Here is a 15,318-nt window from a genome sequence, read left to right as displayed (position 1 = left end):
CGGGCCCGGGCCTTTGCGCTAACTCTCTGCTTTCCCTATGGTCTCATGACACCTCTTGGCAACCTCCTCTCCACGCCCTGCCCTGCTTTCTTCGGCTCATTCGCAAGGCGAGTTCGCACTGACTGTTCCACCGCTGCCCGTGATGGTGGATGGAGGATGGTTGATGGAAATCCCTTCCATCCCGCATGATGGCGCAGAACCTGCCTAATTGCCTCGCGGAGACTCCCCATGACACTTCCTCGCCTCGGCTTCATCGGTATCGGTCTGATGGGCGATCCCATGACCCGACGCCTGCTGGACGCCGGCTTCGCCGTCACGGTGTGGAACCGCACCCCGGCCAAGGCCGAACCGCTGCGGGGGGCCGGCGCCACGTTGGCCGGTTCCATTGGCGAGCTGGTGGCAAGCGTGGATGTGGTAATGCTGTGCCTGGCCAATACCGCCGTGGTGGAAGCGGTGGTGTTTGGCAAAGGCGGCGTGGCCGCCCATGGCCGCCCGGGGCAGCGGCTGATCGACCTTTCCAGCAGCGACCCAGCCGCCACCCGCGACTATGCCGAGCGCCTGGCACGCGCTTGCGGCATGGCCTGGGTGGATGCGCCGGTATCCGGCGGCGTGGCCGGGGCCAAGGCCGGCAGCCTGGCGGTCATGTGCGGCGGAGCCCAGGCGGACATCGAGGCCGTGCGCCCGCTGCTCGCTCCGCTCTCGGCCCGTGTCACCCATATGGGCCCGGTGGGCGCGGGCCAGGTGACCAAGGTATGCAACCAGATGATCGTCGGCTGCCAGGCGGCGGTGATCGCCGAAATGGTGGCGCTGGCCGAGGCCAGCGGCGTGGATGCCACCCGCCTCACCGAGGCGCTGGCAGGCGGTTTCGCCGACTCCAGGCCGTTCCAGATCCTCGCCCCGCGCATGGCGGCCGGCGAGTTCGCCAATCCGCCCTGGCACCTGCGCACCTTGCTCAAGGATCTCGACATGGCCGTGGCCCAGAGCCAGCGCGCCGGCAGCGCCACGCCGATGAGCGCCCTGGCCGCCCAGCTGATGCGCGCCCATGCCCGCCATGGTCACGCCGAGCACGACCCAGCCACCTTGGTGGACGCGTATCGCCAGCGAGACTGACAGGAGCCTAGCCATGCAGGATGCCCGCGTGATCTTTCTTACCGGCGGCGCCCAGGGGATCGGCCTGGGCATGGCCGACCACTTCCTCGCCCGCGGCTACCGGGTGGCACTGATCGACATCGATGCCGAGGCCATCGAAGCGTGCCGCGAGCGCCTGGGCCGGCCCGGGCAGCTGCTGGCGATGGTGGCCGACGTGCGCGAGGAGACGCAGGTGGCCGAGAGCATCGCACGCAGCATGGCACAGTTCGGTCGGCTCGACGGCGCGATCCACAACGCCGGGCTAGCCGACCCCTTCCAGGCCCCGGTGGAAGCCCTCGAGCTCGCTACCTGGCAGGCCTATCTCGACACCCACCTGACCGGCGGCTTCCTGTGCGCCAAGCACGCCGCACCCCACCTGCGCACCACGAACGGCGGCCTGATCCTGATCGGCTCGACACGGGCCCTGCAGTCGGAGCCGCACACCGAGGCCTATGCCGCCGGCAAGGGCGGCCTGATAGCGCTGGCCCACGCCCTGGCCGTGAGCCTCGGGCCTGCGGTGCGCGTCAATGCCATCAGCCCCGGCTGGATCGAGGTGGGCGACTGGCAGAAACCCACGCAGCGCCGTACGGTGGAACACCGCCCCGTCGACCTGGCGCAGCACCCGGCCGGCCGTATCGGCCGACCCGAGGATATCGCCGCCATGGCCGAGTACCTGCTCTCCGATGCGGCGGGCTTCATCACCGGGCAGAACTTCGTGGTCGATGGCGGCATGACGCGCAAGATGATCTATGCCGAGTGAAGGTTCGCGTTTGTCCCTCGCTCCGCCCTTCCGTACACTTGTTTGACTTTCCCCTACACGACGCTTTCGCCGAGGCACGACCATGGCTTTCGATTCGACCTCTACCTATGTGGCTACCGATGCCCTGAAGCAGGCGGTGAACGCCGCCGTGACCCTGGAGCGCCCGCTGCTGATCAAGGGCGAACCGGGTACCGGCAAGACCCTGCTGGCCGAGGAGCTGGCGGCCTCGCTGGGCACACGGCTGATCACCTGGCACATCAAGTCCACCACCAAGGCCGCCCAGGGGCTCTACGAGTACGATGCGGTGAGCCGCCTGCGCGACTCCCAGCTCGGCGTCGAAGGCGTGGAGAACGTCGAGAACTACATCAAGCCCGGCAAGCTGTGGGAGGCCTTCACCGCCGACGAGCGCGTAGTGCTGCTGATCGACGAGATCGACAAGGCCGACATCGAATTTCCCAACGACCTGCTCCAGGAGCTGGATCGCATGGAGTTCCATGTCTACGAGACCGGCGAGACCGTGCGCGCCCGTCACCGGCCGATCATCGTGATCACCTCGAACAACGAGAAGGAGCTGCCCGACGCCTTCCTGCGCCGCTGCTTCTTCCACTACATCGAGTTCCCCGACCGCGACACCATGCAGCGGATCGTCGATGTGCACTTCCCCGACATCGCGCCGAGGCTGGTGGGCGAGGCGCTGGAGGTGTTCTTCGACCTGCGCCAGGCACCGGGGCTGAAGAAGAAGCCCTCCACCTCCGAGCTGGTCGACTGGCTCAAGCTGCTGATGGCCGACGAGCTGGCCCGCGAGGCGCTCTACCACCGCGACCCGGCGAAGGCGATCCCGCCGCTGGCCGGCGCCCTGGTGAAGAACGAGCAGGACACCCAACTGCTGGAACGGCTGGCCTTCATGCTGCGCCGCCAAGGCAACCAGAGGCGCTGAGCCATGTTCATCGGCCTGTTCGAGACCCTGAAGCGCGCCGGCGTGCCGGTATCGCTGCGCGAGCTGCTCGACCTGCACGCGGTGGTCGAGCGTGGCGTGGTATTCGCCGACATGGAGGCGTTCTACCAGGTGGCGCGTACCGTGATGGTCAAGGACGAACGCCACTTCGACCGCTTCGATCGCGCCTTCGCCGCCTGGTTCGACGGCCTGGAGAACCTGGATGCCGCCATCGAGGCGCTGATTCCCGACGACTGGCTGCGCCGCGAGTTCGAGAAGCAGCTCTCCGAGGAGGAGAAGGCCCGGATCGAATCCCTGGGCGGCCTGGAGCAGCTGATCGAGACCTTCAAGAAGCGGCTGGAGGAGCAGAAGGAGCGCCATGCCGGCGGCAGCAAGTGGATCGGCACCGGCGGCACCAGCCCCTTCGGTGCCTACGGCTACAACCCCGAGGGCATTCGCATCGGCCAGGAAGGCTCGCGCCACCGCCGCGCGGTGAAGGTGTGGGACGAACGCCGCTTCCGCGACTATGACGACTCGCTCGAGCTCGGCACGCGCAACATCAAGATGGCGCTGCGCCGCCTGCGCAAGTTCGCCCGCCAGGGCGCGGCCGAGGAGTTTGACGTCGACGCTACCATCCGCGACACCGCCCGCGACGCCGGCCTGCTCAACGTGCGCATGCGCCCTGAGCGCCACAACGCGGTGAAGGTGCTGCTGTTCCTCGACGTGGGCGGCTCCATGGACGACCACATCCGCGTCTGCGAGGAGCTGTTCTCCGCCGCCCGCTCGGAGTTCAAGCACCTGGAGCACTACTACTTTCACAACTGCCTGTACGAAGGCGTGTGGCGCAACAACTACCGTCGCTCCAGCGAGCGCATCCCCACCATGGACGTGCTGCACACCTACGGCCGCGACTACCAGGTGGTCATCGTCGGCGATGCTGCCATGTCGCCCTACGAGGTGACCCACCCCGGCGGCAGCGTGGAGCACTTCAACGACGAGGCCGGTGCCGTATGGCTCAAGCGCCTGGCCGACAAGTTCCCCCGTCTGGCCTGGCTCAATCCCATGCCGCCGCGAGCCTGGGAGTACACCCACTCCACCCAGTTGATCCGTCAGCTGATCGACGATCGTATGTACCCCATGACCCTGGAAGGGCTCGAAGATGCCATGCGGGAGCTGGCCAAATAACCAATAGGCCTAATGGGCTATTTAATTAGAAAATAGCCGAAAAAGGCTATTTCCTGTTGCCATAGCCTTTAAGCACTATACTGGAGGCGTTTCCTCAAGGAGCGCCCCATGCCCAAGACTCACACTGGCCCTGCGCGGATCGCGGTGCTGACGGGTGACGTGGTCGAATCGCGCCGTGTCAGCGATCGCCCCCGGCTCTACCGGTGGCTGGACGATAGCCTGGCGACCTTGGCACAGCGCCATGGCGGCCGCGCCGAACGCTTCCGCGGCGATGGATTCCAGCTCGCCCTGCCTCATCCCGGGCAGGCGCTGGCGGCCGCCGTCGCCCTGCGCGCCGCGCTGATCCAGCACTCCGAACCCGAGCAGCGCTGGGATGCCCGCATCGCCATCGCGGTGGGCCCGGCCCGCTGGCAGCCCGACCAGCGCCTGGCCGATGCCGACGAGCCGCCCTTCGTGCAATCGGGCCTTGCCCTGGATGCCCTGGGCCAAAGTGACGAGCGCCTCGCCCTGGTGCCCGGCCCCCATGACGATGGCAGCCTTGCGCTGCTGCTGCGCTACCTGGACGCACTGATTGACGGCTGGTCGCGCTATTCGGCAGAAGTGGTGGGACTGAGTCTTGCAGGCAGCCCGTCGCAGCAGGCGATGGCCGAACGGCTCGGCATTCGCCAACCCAGCGTACACAAGCGCCTGCGTGCAGCACGCTGGGCGCTGCTGGTGGATACCCTGGCGCACTTCGAGGCCCGCCTGGGCGATGGGAGCACGGCCGAATGATCACGGAACCGATGCAGCTCTCGCTGCTGATGGCGCTGGTACTGGCGCATCTGGCCGGCGACTTCCTGCTGCAGCCCTACCGCTGGGTCGCAGACCGCGAACGCCGCAAGCATCGCTCCATCTCCCTGCTCAAGCACGTGCTGGTGCATGCGGCGCTCACCCTCGCCGTGCTGGTCGCGGCCAGCCTGGCCATGCCCGGCGCAGCGGGGCTGCCCGCCGCCCTGGCCGGGGCACTGGCGGTGGGCGCCAGCCACTGGCTGATCGACCTGGGCAAGGCGCACCTCGCCGCCGGCAAGCTGCGCTGGTTCCTGCTCGACCAGGCACTGCATCTGCTGGTGCTGGGGGCCCTGTGGCTGGCCTGGATCGGCACGGCGGCACCGCTCCTGGGCTTGGTGGCCTGGCTGCTCTCGCCTCAGGTGCTGGGAGTCGCCGTGGCCTACCTGGCGGTGACGCGCCCCTTCTCGTTCGCCATTGCCATGGTGATGGGGCGCTGGAGCCACGAGATCGAGGACAAGGACACCCTGGCCCGGGCCGGCGCCCGGATCGGCATGCTGGAACGCGTGCTGGTGCTGACCCTGGTGCTGCTCGACCAGCTCACCGCGGTAGGCTTCCTGCTGGCGGCGAAGTCGGTGCTGCGCTATGGCGACCTGCGCGAATCCCAGGACCGCAAGCTGACCGAATACGTGCTGCTGGGCACCTTGCTCAGCGTGGCCTCGACGCTGATACTCGGCCTGACGCTGCGCCTGCTGGTGATGGCGACCTGAGCCGGAAGCGACTTTCCAGGAGAGACACCATGTGGCGCACCCTCGGCACGCTTCTCGCCCTGCTGCCCGCGCTGGGCGGATGCACCCCAACGCACCTGGAACCACGCGACGGCTACGCGGTGGATCGCTCGCACGTCTCGCCCTCGCACACCAGCCGCGTCCGCCACCTGGTCCTTCACTACACCGATGTGGGCGAGGCCGAGTCGCTGGCGGTGCTCACCGGCCCCCATGTCAGCGCCCACTATGTGCTGCCGCTGCCGGCCAGGGAGCGGCATGGCCAGCCGCTGGTGTTCCAGCTCGTCGACGAGGAGCGTCGCGCCTGGCACGCCGGCGCCAGCGCCTGGAAGAACCGCACCCAGATCAACGACACCTCCATCGGCATCGAGATCGTCAACCTGGGCCCCGATCGCTCCTTCGCCGAAGTGGAGCACCTGCTCGAAGCGAATCCGGAGGCCGCCGTCGAGATCGACTGGGCGCCTTACCCCGCGGCGCAGATCGAGGCGCTGATCGCGCTATCGCGCGACATCATCGAGCGCCACGGCATCCACCCCACCGACGTGGTGGCGCACTCCGATATCGCCCCGACGCGCAAGGTCGACCCCGGCCCGCGTTTTCCCTGGCGCGAACTCTACGAGGCCGGGATCGGGGCATGGCCGGAGGAGCACAGCGTGGCGCGCTGGCAGGCGCAATTCGTGCATACACCGCCAACGCTTGCCGAGCTGCAGCGTGCGCTGCGAGCCTGGGGCTATGCGTTGGAGATAACAGGGGAACTGGACCGCGAGACCCGCGCTGTGCTGCGCGCCTTTCAGATGCGCTTTCGACCCGCCGACTATCGTGGCCGGACAGACGCAGAAACCGCCGCCAGGCTGTGGGCCTTGCTGGAACGCTATCGCCCCCAGGAGCTGGAGCGGCTCGAGGCGGCGATGGCGGAACGGTAGGCGGAGTTACATCGTGGCCAGGCGCTGCCTGTCGTTGATTCCGGCCATGCGCACCAGGGCCAGGGCCTCGTCGAGGCTTTCCACCTCTTCGACCCGCAGCAGTTCGCTGTCCATGCTGACCAGCTGACCAGTCTTCTCAGAGAGAAGCTTCTCCAGGGTGGCGACATCCATGTTCACATCGAGGAACAGCGTATCGACGCTGGCGCTGTCCTGGGTACCCGGCAGGTAGATGGTGCCGTTGGAGAAATCCACCGCGTAGGCGATCACGCCCGGAACGATGAAGAACAGCAGACCCACGCCGTTGGCAAAGGCCACCACCGGGTCGATGCGGCCGCTCATCTGGCCCTTGCGCTCGGGGTGGAAGATGGTGCCACAGCCCACCAGGGCGGTGAGAGAAACACCCAGCACCAGGCCGGTCAGGGCGCGATGGAATCGATTCCGCATGGAATGGATGCTCCGCAGGATGATCGGTTATCGGCGTCTAGGCAGTGATCGCTCACCGCAGCGCCTACGGGAATGGCGGGAGATTACCACAATACGTCCTGATACGAACGTTTACATTTCTCACCTGGCATGGATGAGCGAACCGCCACGGCACTGCGCAGGATGCCATCCTCCCATGGCCTTAGGCGTCGCCCTTCCCTGGCCACGCCTTCTGCTTGACGCGATCACGATAGTCGCTTGGATAACGTGCGGCCCAGGGGCTGAGCCTTTTGCCGCGCCTCCCCGTTGGCCTTACAATGCCCCGAACGCCGCTCGCTGCGGCACCTCGACTCAGGTCAGCCCACGCTGAAGGAAACGCCGGACCCATGCGCGCCACCCAATTGTTGATCGCTACCCTCAAGGAAACGCCCGCCGACGCCGAGGTCATCAGCCACCAGCTGATGCTGCGTGCCGGCATGATCCGCCGCCTCACCTCGGGCCTCTACACCTGGCTGCCGGTCGGGTTGCGCACCCTGCGCAAGGTGGAACGCATCGTGCGCGAGGAGATGGACCGCGCCGGTGCCCAGGAGGTGCTGATGCCGGCGGTACAGCCCGCCGAGCTGTGGCAGGAATCGGGCCGCTGGGAGCAGTACGGCCCCGAGCTGCTGCGCCTGAAGGACCGCCATGAGCGCGACTACTGCGTCGGTCCCACCCATGAGGAAGTGATCACCGACCTGATGCGTCGCGAGCTCTCCAGCTACAAGCAGCTGCCGGCCAACTTCTACCAGATTCAGACCAAGTTCCGCGACGAGATCCGCCCGCGCTTCGGCGTGATGCGCTCGCGCGAATTCATCATGAAGGACGCCTACTCCTTCCACCTGGACCAGGCCTGCCTCAAGGAGACCTACCAGGCAATGTACGATGCCTACACGCGCATCTTCACCCGCCTGGGCTTGGACTTCCGCCCGGTGCTAGCCGACAACGGCGCCATCGGCGGCACCGGCTCCCACGAATTCCACGTGCTGGCCGACTCCGGCGAGGACGCCATCGTGTTCTCCACCGAGTCGGACTACGCCGCCAACATCGAGAAGGCCGAGGCGCTGCCCGCACCGCTGGGCACCAACCCCGAGCGCGCCGCGCCTGGCGAGGAACTGCGCCTGGTCGACACGCCCAACGCCAAGACGATTGCCGCCCTGGTGGAGCAGCACGGCCTGCCGATCGAGAAGACCATCAAGACCCTGATGGTGCGCGCCGCCGAGGGCGGCCTGATCGCCCTGCTGGTGCGCGGCGATCACGAGCTCAACACGGTCAAGGCCGAGAACCTGCCCGAGGTGGCCGCACCGCTGACCATGGCCACGGAAGAAGAGATTCGCGCCGCGGTGGGCGCCGGCCCCGGCTCGCTGGGCCCGGTGAACCTGGACATGCCGATCATCGTCGACCGCAGCGTGGCGCTGATGAGCGACTTCGGCGCCGGTGCCAACATCGACGGCAAGCACTACTTCGGCATCAACTGGGAGCGCGACGTGGCACTGCCCAAGGTGGCCGACATCCGCAACGTGGTCGAAGGCGACCCCTCGCCGGACGGCAAGGGCACGCTCTCGATCAAGCGCGGCATCGAGGTCGGCCACGTGTTCCAGCTGGGCAAGAAGTACTCCCAGGCGATGAACGCCACGGTGCTCGACGACACCGGCAAGGCGGCGCATCCCTGGATGGGCTGCTACGGCATCGGCGTGACCCGCGTGGTGGCCGCCGCTATCGAGCAGAACCATGACGATGCCGGCATCATCTGGCCCAACGCCATCGCCCCCTTCCAGGTGGCCCTGGTGCCGATGAACGCCCACAAGTCGCAGCGCGTGCGCGAAGAGTCCGAGCGGCTCTACCAGGCGCTGACGGCGGCCGGTATCGACGTGCTGCTGGACGACCGCGACCTGCGCCCGGGGGTGAAGTTTGCCGACCAGGAGCTGATCGGCATTCCCCACCGCCTGGTGGTCGGCGACCGCGGGCTGGACAATGGCGAGCTGGAGTACAAGGGGCGGCGTGACAGTGAAGCGACCATGGTGCCTGCCGAAACGATCGTCGAGTTCCTGCGCGAACAGGTCAACGCCTAAGCCGCCGCTGGCTGCGGCCCTGCTGGTCGCGGCCGGCTTGCTCGCCGCACCCGTGGCGGCAGAGCCGCGCATCGACAGTGACGGCCATGCCGGGGAAGCCAGCTTCCTCGGCGCGCTGCCCGTGTCGCTGAACGCCGCCCCAGCCCGCCTGTCGGCCGAGCCGGCTATTATTCCCCCTTCGCTGCGCCAGACTCTCGATACGCTGATGTCTGCGCCCCCCTCGCCGGACCAGCTCTGGGCCACCCGCCAGTGGATGAGCCAGATGGAGCCGCGCCTGGCGCGCTTCGTGCGCGACGAGGCGCTTCGCGCCGAGCTGCTTACGCGCGTCTATCAGGAAGCGCACCTGGCCGGCCTGGCGCCGGAAATCGTGCTCGCCGTCATTCAGGTGGAGAGCGCCTTTCGCGCCGAGGCAGTGTCCTCCGCGGGCGCGGTGGGGCTGATGCAGATCATGCCGTTCTGGATTCGCGAGCTGGGCCGCTCCGCCGACGATCTGATGGACCCGTGGCTGAACCTGCGCTACGGCTGCACCATTCTTGCCCACTATCTCGCCGTGGAGCGCGGCGACCTCACCCGCGCCCTGGCCCGCTACAACGGCAGCCTCGGCCACACCTGGTACCCCGAGCGGGTGATGCGCGCCTGGACGGAGCACTGGTGGGTGTCACGCTGACGCCTGGGCGGAACCGTGCCTGCGCTCCCACCACAGGTGGGCGGCCAGCGGTGTCAGCACCACGGCGGGAGCCAGCAGACTGAAACCGACCCGCGTCGCATACACCGACGAGAACAGGTTCTGCTCGATGGCTACCACCCCGCTGGCAATGCCGACGACGACGGCGGCCAGCAGCAGCACGAACCAGGCCAGGTGAGCACGCCGCACCCCCCCGGCGCCGAAGCGCAGGAAACCCACCGCCAGCCGCCACGCCGCCAGGATGCCAAGCAGCTTGAGCAGCATGCCGAGGTCGAATACCAGCAGTGTCGCATGCAGCTCAGGGATCGGGTACGCCACGTAGGTGAGCGGCACCAGCAGCGCCATCAGCAGGGTCAGCGGCACCAGCAACAGCACGACCTCTGCCAGCATCACGCGCTTTCTCGCGGTGGGCGTCATGCGGTTTCCTCCAGGTAGGCGCGGGTCGCCTCGGCCAGTGGCACCGGCGCGGTGAACACCAGGGTGTGGGCCACGTCAGGCAGGATCAGCAGCTCGCCACGGGGAAGTCGGTCCGCCAGCAGCTCGGCGAAGGCCTGGTGGGTGATGGGATCGTGCTCGCCGCGGATCACCAGGGTCGGCGCCTCGATTTCACGCACCTTCTCTTCGATGGGGTCGGTGACCTGGAAGACATAGGAGCGAATCATGCGCCACAGCCCGGCCTTGCCGTACTCCGGCATCGTCACCTCACCCAACATCTCGGGGTTGTAGGGTTCGTTCTGCCGCCAGCGAATGAATTGCCAGAAGGTCGAGCGCTCGTCGGGGGGCGTGGTTGGCCCCTGCAATACCAGCCGCTCGGTGCGCTCGGGGTAGCGCATCGCCAGGTCGACGATGACCTGACAGCCGAAGGAGTTGCCGAGAAACGAGGCGCGCTCGAGCCCGATGGCATCCATCCACGCCACCAGCCAATCGGCCAGTTGCGGGATGTTCAGCACTCGCCCGGGGTCGCCGCTGTCGCCATAGCCGGGCAGGTCGGGTACGTAGACGGGAAAATGGGGCGCCAGCTCCCGCGCAGTGGGAATCATGTAGCGACCGGACAGGCCCGAACCGTGGATCAGCACCAGCGGCGTGGCATCGGCAGGCGCTGCCTCGGTGGCTTCCAGCGCATGCAGCGAGACACCGTTCACCTCGATCAGCCGGGGAGTCAACGGACCGCGGTCGAGCCACTCTTCCCGCGAAGGCAGCTGCGGGGCGAAGCGCTCCTCGTCACCGCAGCCGCCGAGGCCGAGCGCAAGCCCCCCAGCGCCGGACAGCCACAGAAAGCGGCGACGGCTGAGTCGCGACTCTGGGCATCTGCTTTGGCGATCAGGCGGGCGAGACACATCCCTGTTGCCGTGGGGGATCGTCATCCTGGCTCCCCTTTTACTGGCTGCGAAAAGGCTACGAATTGGTGCGGCTGGCGAAACCCCGTTGTCCCGCTGGCCCGCCATGCACTAGTGAACCTAGCCAGTCACCCGGCGGGTGTCCACTTGCGCCATGGCCCAGGCGTCTCGCCCGCGCGCCTTGACGCGGTAAAGCGCTTCGTCGGCGGCGGCATAGCTGGCTTCCAGCTCGGCATGCCCGGCCCTGAAGCGCACCGCCCCCACGCTGAGGGTGACGCAAGCGGAGCCTGGATGCGAGGGGTGGGGAATGGCCGCATCATGCACTCCCTCGATCAAGCGCTGGCAGGCCAGCGCCAGGGTCGCATCGTCGTGGCATGCGATCAGTCCAGCGAACTCATCACCGCCCAAGCGATAAAGCCGAGCATCGACGTCAAGACACTGTTCGATTAGTTGCACCAGGCGACGCAGCAGGCGATCGCCGTCGGGGTGGCCCAAGCTGTCGTTGTACTGCTTGAAGTAGTCGATATCGACCAGCAGCAGGCCCAACTCACTGCCCTGTGCCGCCAGGACATCGTCATCCAGGGCGCTGCGATTGCCGACGCCGGTAAGCGGGTCGCGCAGCGCACGCGCCATCCATTCCAGGCTCTCGCGCGCCGACCTGGCGGCTTGTCGACGCTGGCGCTCGTGCATCAGCCAAAAGGTCAGCCCAAGCAGGAAGATCACCAGGCTGCCGCTCAGCACCTGCCCCTGGTGTCGGCGGGTCTCTTCCACGAACGCCTGGGTGACGGCGGAACGCCGGTCGAGCTGGTCCATTTCAATCTGCGTCAGGCAGCGGATCGGCTCCAGCAAACTATGGCTCAACTCGGCGGGCGACAGCAGCGTTCCCGCCTCGAGCCGTGGCAGCAGCACGTCCAGGCGGCCCAGGCTGGTCGCCGTGCAGGCATACTCGCGGCGATACACGCCGATATCGAACAGGCTGTAGGCCAAGGTTACCCGGAAGTGCGCCTGCTGCCTGGCCGCTTCGTCATCAGGATCGAGAAGCAGGACATCCAGTGCCTCCTGCAGATAATCGCGTGAGCGCGTCGCCAGCTGCTGTCCCGTTAGGTTGCCGGTCTGACTGAAGTAGGCGTGTATCTCAGGGTAGACCCAGCGCGACTGGTAGGCGATCAACAGCACCAGCACGGTGAAACACATCAGGCTCAGCCAGAGCCAGTGCATATGCCGCCTCCAGGGAGGGGCAATTTTCACCTAACCGCCTCGATACTGCGTATCATCCAGATCCAGTCGTTGAAGTTACGCAGGTTGGCAGGATCGCGACGACCATAGTCACGCTCCACCAGTCGCACCGGGCCGCGCTGCAGCAAGGAGAGCGGCTCACCGTTCTGGTGGGTCACGAGGATCCAGTTGGGGTCGTCCCACCCGCCCAGGGTCACGTCGTAGTCGTCCCAGGCCAGGAAGTGTAGCGCTTCCGGCACGCGGCCAAGCTGTTCGATCAGTACCTCACGGAAGACCAGACCACGCACCTCTACTTCTTCGGCCATATAAGGGTCGAAGAAGCGGAATTCGACATTCGCCGCGGCGCGCAGCTCGTCGACGGCCAGCGGAATGTCACGCTCGCCGTCGCGCAGCAGCACGTAGTCGGTGTTGGACCAGGCCCAGGCCTGAACGGGAAACCAGCAGGAGAGGAGCAGCCACAGCAGCCAAGGCTTGAAACAAGCGAGAGTCGGCATGGCGAATCACCCTATATTGTTATCGGTAGCGTTTTGTGTGGGAGTGTAACGTTATGCTCCGTTGAGGCATACAAATGAGGCATATAAAAATGCCGGCCCTTGCGGGCCGGCTACTGGGGGGAAAATCCCCCCTCCCCTGACGACTTGCTGAGCAGGCGGGGTAGTCAGTGCTTGCGCTTGCGACGATGGTCGCGGATCACGAAGCCTACCCAACCTCCCATAAATGCGATCATCATCGCGACAGTGACCAGTCCAAAGATTACGGCATCATCCCAGTACATGGTGCTTCTCCCGTCGCGTCTGTTGATGGCTCCACTCTAGCTCGGTCGGGGGGAAGGAAAACTGACCTGAATCAAAACAGTAAGCGAGCCCCTGCGGTGCGCCGCGCGAGACTTGATACAGGTCAGTTTTTGGGGGCGGATAGCGCCTGAAAACCGCTGGGCAGTCTGCCTGAGCTCGGCAAACTTGGTTCAGTGACGGGAGCGCAGCTGCGCGACGGGCATCACCAGGCGTTGCTGGCGGTTCAGCAGGTTGAGCAGCACGATGGCACGCTCCTCGCCCTTGTGGCTCTGGAACACGGCCTGAAGGTCCCTGAATGGCCCCTCGATGATCTCCACCTGCTCGCCGGCACGAAAGTAGATGCTGCCCGTCTCGCCTGGCTTGGCGTGGCCACGCTCGCGCAGCATGTCGATCAGCCCGTCCTCGACCGGCAGCGGCTGGTCGCCGAAGGTGACGAGCCGCAGCACGCCCCGGGTGGAACGAATTGGGCGCCAATTGCTGGCCACCTTGTCCAGGCGGATGAAGAGATAGTAAGGAAACAGCGGCTCGGTCAGCCAGACGAGCCGGCCGCCGCGCTTCTTTTGCACTTCCAGCACGGGATGGAAGAGCTCATACCCCTGGTTGCTCAGATGCTCGGCGGCGCGAAAGGACTCTCCCCCCTTGCACTGGATGACGTACCAGCGCGGCAGGCTATCCTCGAGTTCGTTCGGCTGTGGATCGGAATGAGGCATGGTTCGCTCCTGAACGGATATCCTGCTGGTATCGCTGCCGGGGCTTTGCAACAATCGGGCAGCCTAGCGCCCGCCCCGCCGAGCGATGGCCCATTCTATCATCGTTGAGACCGGCATCGGGCGGCACCCGCCCCGATCCGCAAGGAGTGTCTAAGCGCATGTCCCCCCTTACCGCTCAGCGCAGCTGGCGAGCGTCCCTGGCCATTTACCTACGCGCCCCCGTCCTCACCATGCTGTTCCTGGGGTTCTCGGCCGGCCTGCCGTTTCTGCTGGTGTTCTCGACGCTTTCCGCCTGGCTGCGCAGCGACGGCGTGCAGGTGGCAGCCATCGGCTTCTTCGCGTGGATCGGTATGCTCTACTCGATCAAGTTCTTCTGGGCGCCGGTAGTGGACCGCCTGGCCCTGCCGGTACTGACGCGCACCTTTGGCCAGCGGCGAGGCTGGATGCTGCTGGCCCAGGCCTTGATCGCCGCCGGTCTGGTGGGCCTGGCCAGCCTCGACCCGCAGCAGAACCTGGCGCTGGTGGCTGCCTTCGCGCTGCTCGTCGCCTTCGGTTCAGCCACGCAGGATATTGCCATCGACGCCTTTCGCATCGAGTCGGCGCCCGATGATGTCCAGGCTGCCATGGCCTCGACCTACATCATCGGCTATCGCGGCGGCCTGCTGGCCGCTGGCGCCGGGGCGCTGTACGTCGCGTCATGGATCTCCTGGCAGGCTGCCTACCTGACCATGGCGGCGCTGGTGGGCATCGGCGTGGTCACGGTGCTACTGCGCCCCGAACCCCAGCGCCTTTCGCTCAACACCCAGCTGATCCACGAACCGCGCGTGCGCGCCTTCCTGCGCGCCACCCGCGGCAAGCCACGCCACGCTCGGCGCCTCGGCGCCTGGCTGATCGGTGCGGTGGTCTGCCCTTTCACCGACTTCTTCAGCCGCCACCGGTTCAAGGCGCTGTGGCTGCTGGCGTTCATCGCGGTGTTTCGCATCAGCGATCTGGCCATGGCCTCGATGGCCAACCCGCTCTATATCGATCTAGGGTTCTCGCTTGCCACCATTGCCAACGTGACCAACGTGTTCGGCATTGCCATGAGCGTGGGCGGCGGACTTCTGGGCGGACTGCTGGTGGCCCGCTACGGCATCGGGCCGATCCTGATACTCGGCGCCGCCGCGGCCACACTGACCAACCTGCTGTTCGCTGCCCTGGCGCTGGCAGGCCAGAGCCTGCCGATGCTGGTACTGGCCATCGTGGGCGACAACTTGGCCAATGGGCTGGCCAGCGCCGTGTTCATCGCGTTCCTGTCGAGCCTGACCTCGCGCGCCTATACCGCCACGCAGTACGCGCTGTTCTCTTCGCTGATGACACTGCCAGGCAAGTTCCTGAGCGGGTTCGGCGGGCTGGTGGTGGCCGCAGAGGGCTATGCCACCTTCTTCGTGATTGCCACGGCGCTGGGACTGCCGGCCATCGCGCTGGCGATCTGGGTCAGCCGCGACCCCAACATCGTGCCGCCACCCGCCCCGCGCCCTGCCTGAGCGTTCCCCCTGCCGGGCT

17 protein-coding genes are annotated in these 15,318 nt (G+C 66.6%); 10 read left to right on the top strand and 7 right to left on the bottom strand.

Annotated elements, in window-relative coordinates; all coding sequences use genetic code 11:
- Positions 1-228: 228 nt before the first annotated feature.
- From ACT7B3_RS06175 to ACT7B3_RS06145, 7 genes are all read left to right on the top strand, one after another.
- A complete protein-coding gene (locus ACT7B3_RS06175; RefSeq protein WP_445157240.1) occupies positions 229-1,110 on the top strand; it encodes an NAD(P)-dependent oxidoreductase in 882 nt (293 codons plus the stop codon).
- Between the two features lie 13 nt (positions 1,111-1,123).
- Complete coding sequence (locus ACT7B3_RS06170) at positions 1,124-1,888, top strand: SDR family oxidoreductase (protein ID WP_445157239.1); 765 nt, start codon at positions 1,124-1,126, stop codon at positions 1,886-1,888.
- Between the two features lie 82 nt (positions 1,889-1,970).
- Positions 1,971-2,825: an AAA family ATPase gene (locus ACT7B3_RS06165; protein ID WP_445157238.1), complete on the top strand. Its 855-nt coding sequence runs from the start codon at positions 1,971-1,973 to the stop codon at positions 2,823-2,825.
- A 3-nt stretch (positions 2,826-2,828) separates the two neighbouring features.
- Positions 2,829-4,007, top strand: coding sequence for a vWA domain-containing protein (locus ACT7B3_RS06160; protein WP_445157237.1), 1,179 nt, complete (start codon positions 2,829-2,831; stop codon positions 4,005-4,007).
- A 108-nt stretch (positions 4,008-4,115) separates the two neighbouring features.
- Positions 4,116-4,778 (top strand): hypothetical protein, encoded by a 663-nt coding sequence (locus ACT7B3_RS06155; protein WP_445157236.1) that lies wholly within the window; start codon positions 4,116-4,118, stop codon positions 4,776-4,778.
- Entirely contained in the window at positions 4,775-5,542 is a 768-nt protein-coding gene (locus ACT7B3_RS06150; protein ID WP_445157235.1) for a DUF3307 domain-containing protein, read from the top strand. The genes ACT7B3_RS06155 and ACT7B3_RS06150 overlap by 4 nt, the downstream gene beginning before the upstream one ends.
- A 29-nt stretch (positions 5,543-5,571) precedes the next feature.
- Positions 5,572-6,480, top strand: a complete 909-nt coding sequence (locus tag ACT7B3_RS06145) for an N-acetylmuramoyl-L-alanine amidase (protein WP_445157234.1) — start codon at positions 5,572-5,574, stop codon at positions 6,478-6,480.
- A 6-nt stretch (positions 6,481-6,486) separates the two neighbouring features.
- Here ACT7B3_RS06145 and ACT7B3_RS06140 read toward each other — a convergent pair whose 3' ends face one another.
- Positions 6,487-6,924, bottom strand: coding sequence for a hypothetical protein (locus ACT7B3_RS06140; RefSeq protein WP_445157233.1), 438 nt, complete (start codon positions 6,922-6,924; stop codon positions 6,487-6,489).
- A 365-nt stretch (positions 6,925-7,289) separates the two neighbouring features.
- Here ACT7B3_RS06140 and ACT7B3_RS06135 point away from each other — a divergent pair, with 365 nt between their 5' ends.
- Positions 7,290-9,011 carry a proline--tRNA ligase gene (locus tag ACT7B3_RS06135; RefSeq protein ID WP_445157232.1) on the top strand — a complete coding sequence of 574 codons (1,722 nt, stop codon included), beginning with the start codon at positions 7,290-7,292 and terminating at the stop codon, positions 9,009-9,011.
- A gap of 37 nt (positions 9,012-9,048) precedes the next feature.
- A complete protein-coding gene (locus tag ACT7B3_RS06130) occupies positions 9,049-9,678 on the top strand; it encodes a lytic transglycosylase domain-containing protein (protein ID WP_445157231.1) in 630 nt (209 codons plus the stop codon).
- Here ACT7B3_RS06130 and ACT7B3_RS06125 read toward each other — a convergent pair.
- From ACT7B3_RS06125 to rfaH, 6 genes are all read right to left on the bottom strand, one after another.
- A complete protein-coding gene (locus ACT7B3_RS06125; RefSeq protein WP_445157230.1) occupies positions 9,670-10,113 on the bottom strand; it encodes a hypothetical protein in 444 nt (147 codons plus the stop codon). The genes ACT7B3_RS06130 and ACT7B3_RS06125 overlap by 9 nt on opposite strands.
- A complete protein-coding gene (locus ACT7B3_RS06120) occupies positions 10,110-11,060 on the bottom strand; it encodes an alpha/beta fold hydrolase (protein WP_445157229.1) in 951 nt (316 codons plus the stop codon). Before ACT7B3_RS06120 ends, ACT7B3_RS06125 begins: the two co-directional genes overlap by 4 nt.
- A 93-nt stretch (positions 11,061-11,153) precedes the next feature.
- A complete protein-coding gene (locus ACT7B3_RS06115) occupies positions 11,154-12,251 on the bottom strand; it encodes a diguanylate cyclase domain-containing protein (protein WP_445157228.1) in 1,098 nt (365 codons plus the stop codon).
- Between the two features lie 26 nt (positions 12,252-12,277).
- On the bottom strand, positions 12,278-12,763 hold the full coding sequence (locus ACT7B3_RS06110; RefSeq protein ID WP_444678015.1) for a hypothetical protein: 486 nt from the start codon (positions 12,761-12,763) through the stop codon (positions 12,278-12,280).
- 164 nt (positions 12,764-12,927) lie between these two features.
- Positions 12,928-13,044, bottom strand: coding sequence for a cytochrome c oxidase subunit CcoM (gene ccoM, locus ACT7B3_RS06105; protein WP_444678016.1), 117 nt, complete (start codon positions 13,042-13,044; stop codon positions 12,928-12,930).
- Positions 13,045-13,233: 189 nt separating this feature from the next.
- Positions 13,234-13,773: a transcription/translation regulatory transformer protein RfaH gene (gene rfaH, locus ACT7B3_RS06100; RefSeq protein WP_445157227.1), complete on the bottom strand. Its 540-nt coding sequence runs from the start codon at positions 13,771-13,773 to the stop codon at positions 13,234-13,236.
- Positions 13,774-13,931: 158 nt separating this feature from the next.
- Between rfaH and ACT7B3_RS06095 the strand changes: the two genes are divergently transcribed.
- Positions 13,932-15,299 (top strand): AmpG family muropeptide MFS transporter, encoded by a 1,368-nt coding sequence (locus tag ACT7B3_RS06095; RefSeq protein WP_445157226.1) that lies wholly within the window; start codon positions 13,932-13,934, stop codon positions 15,297-15,299.
- Positions 15,300-15,318 lie beyond the last annotated feature (19 nt).

This window comes from Halomonas sp. E14 (genome assembly GCF_052568415.1).
The sequence above is the reverse complement of the archived record's forward strand: the minus strand, read 5'-3'. Positions and strand labels throughout refer to the sequence as shown.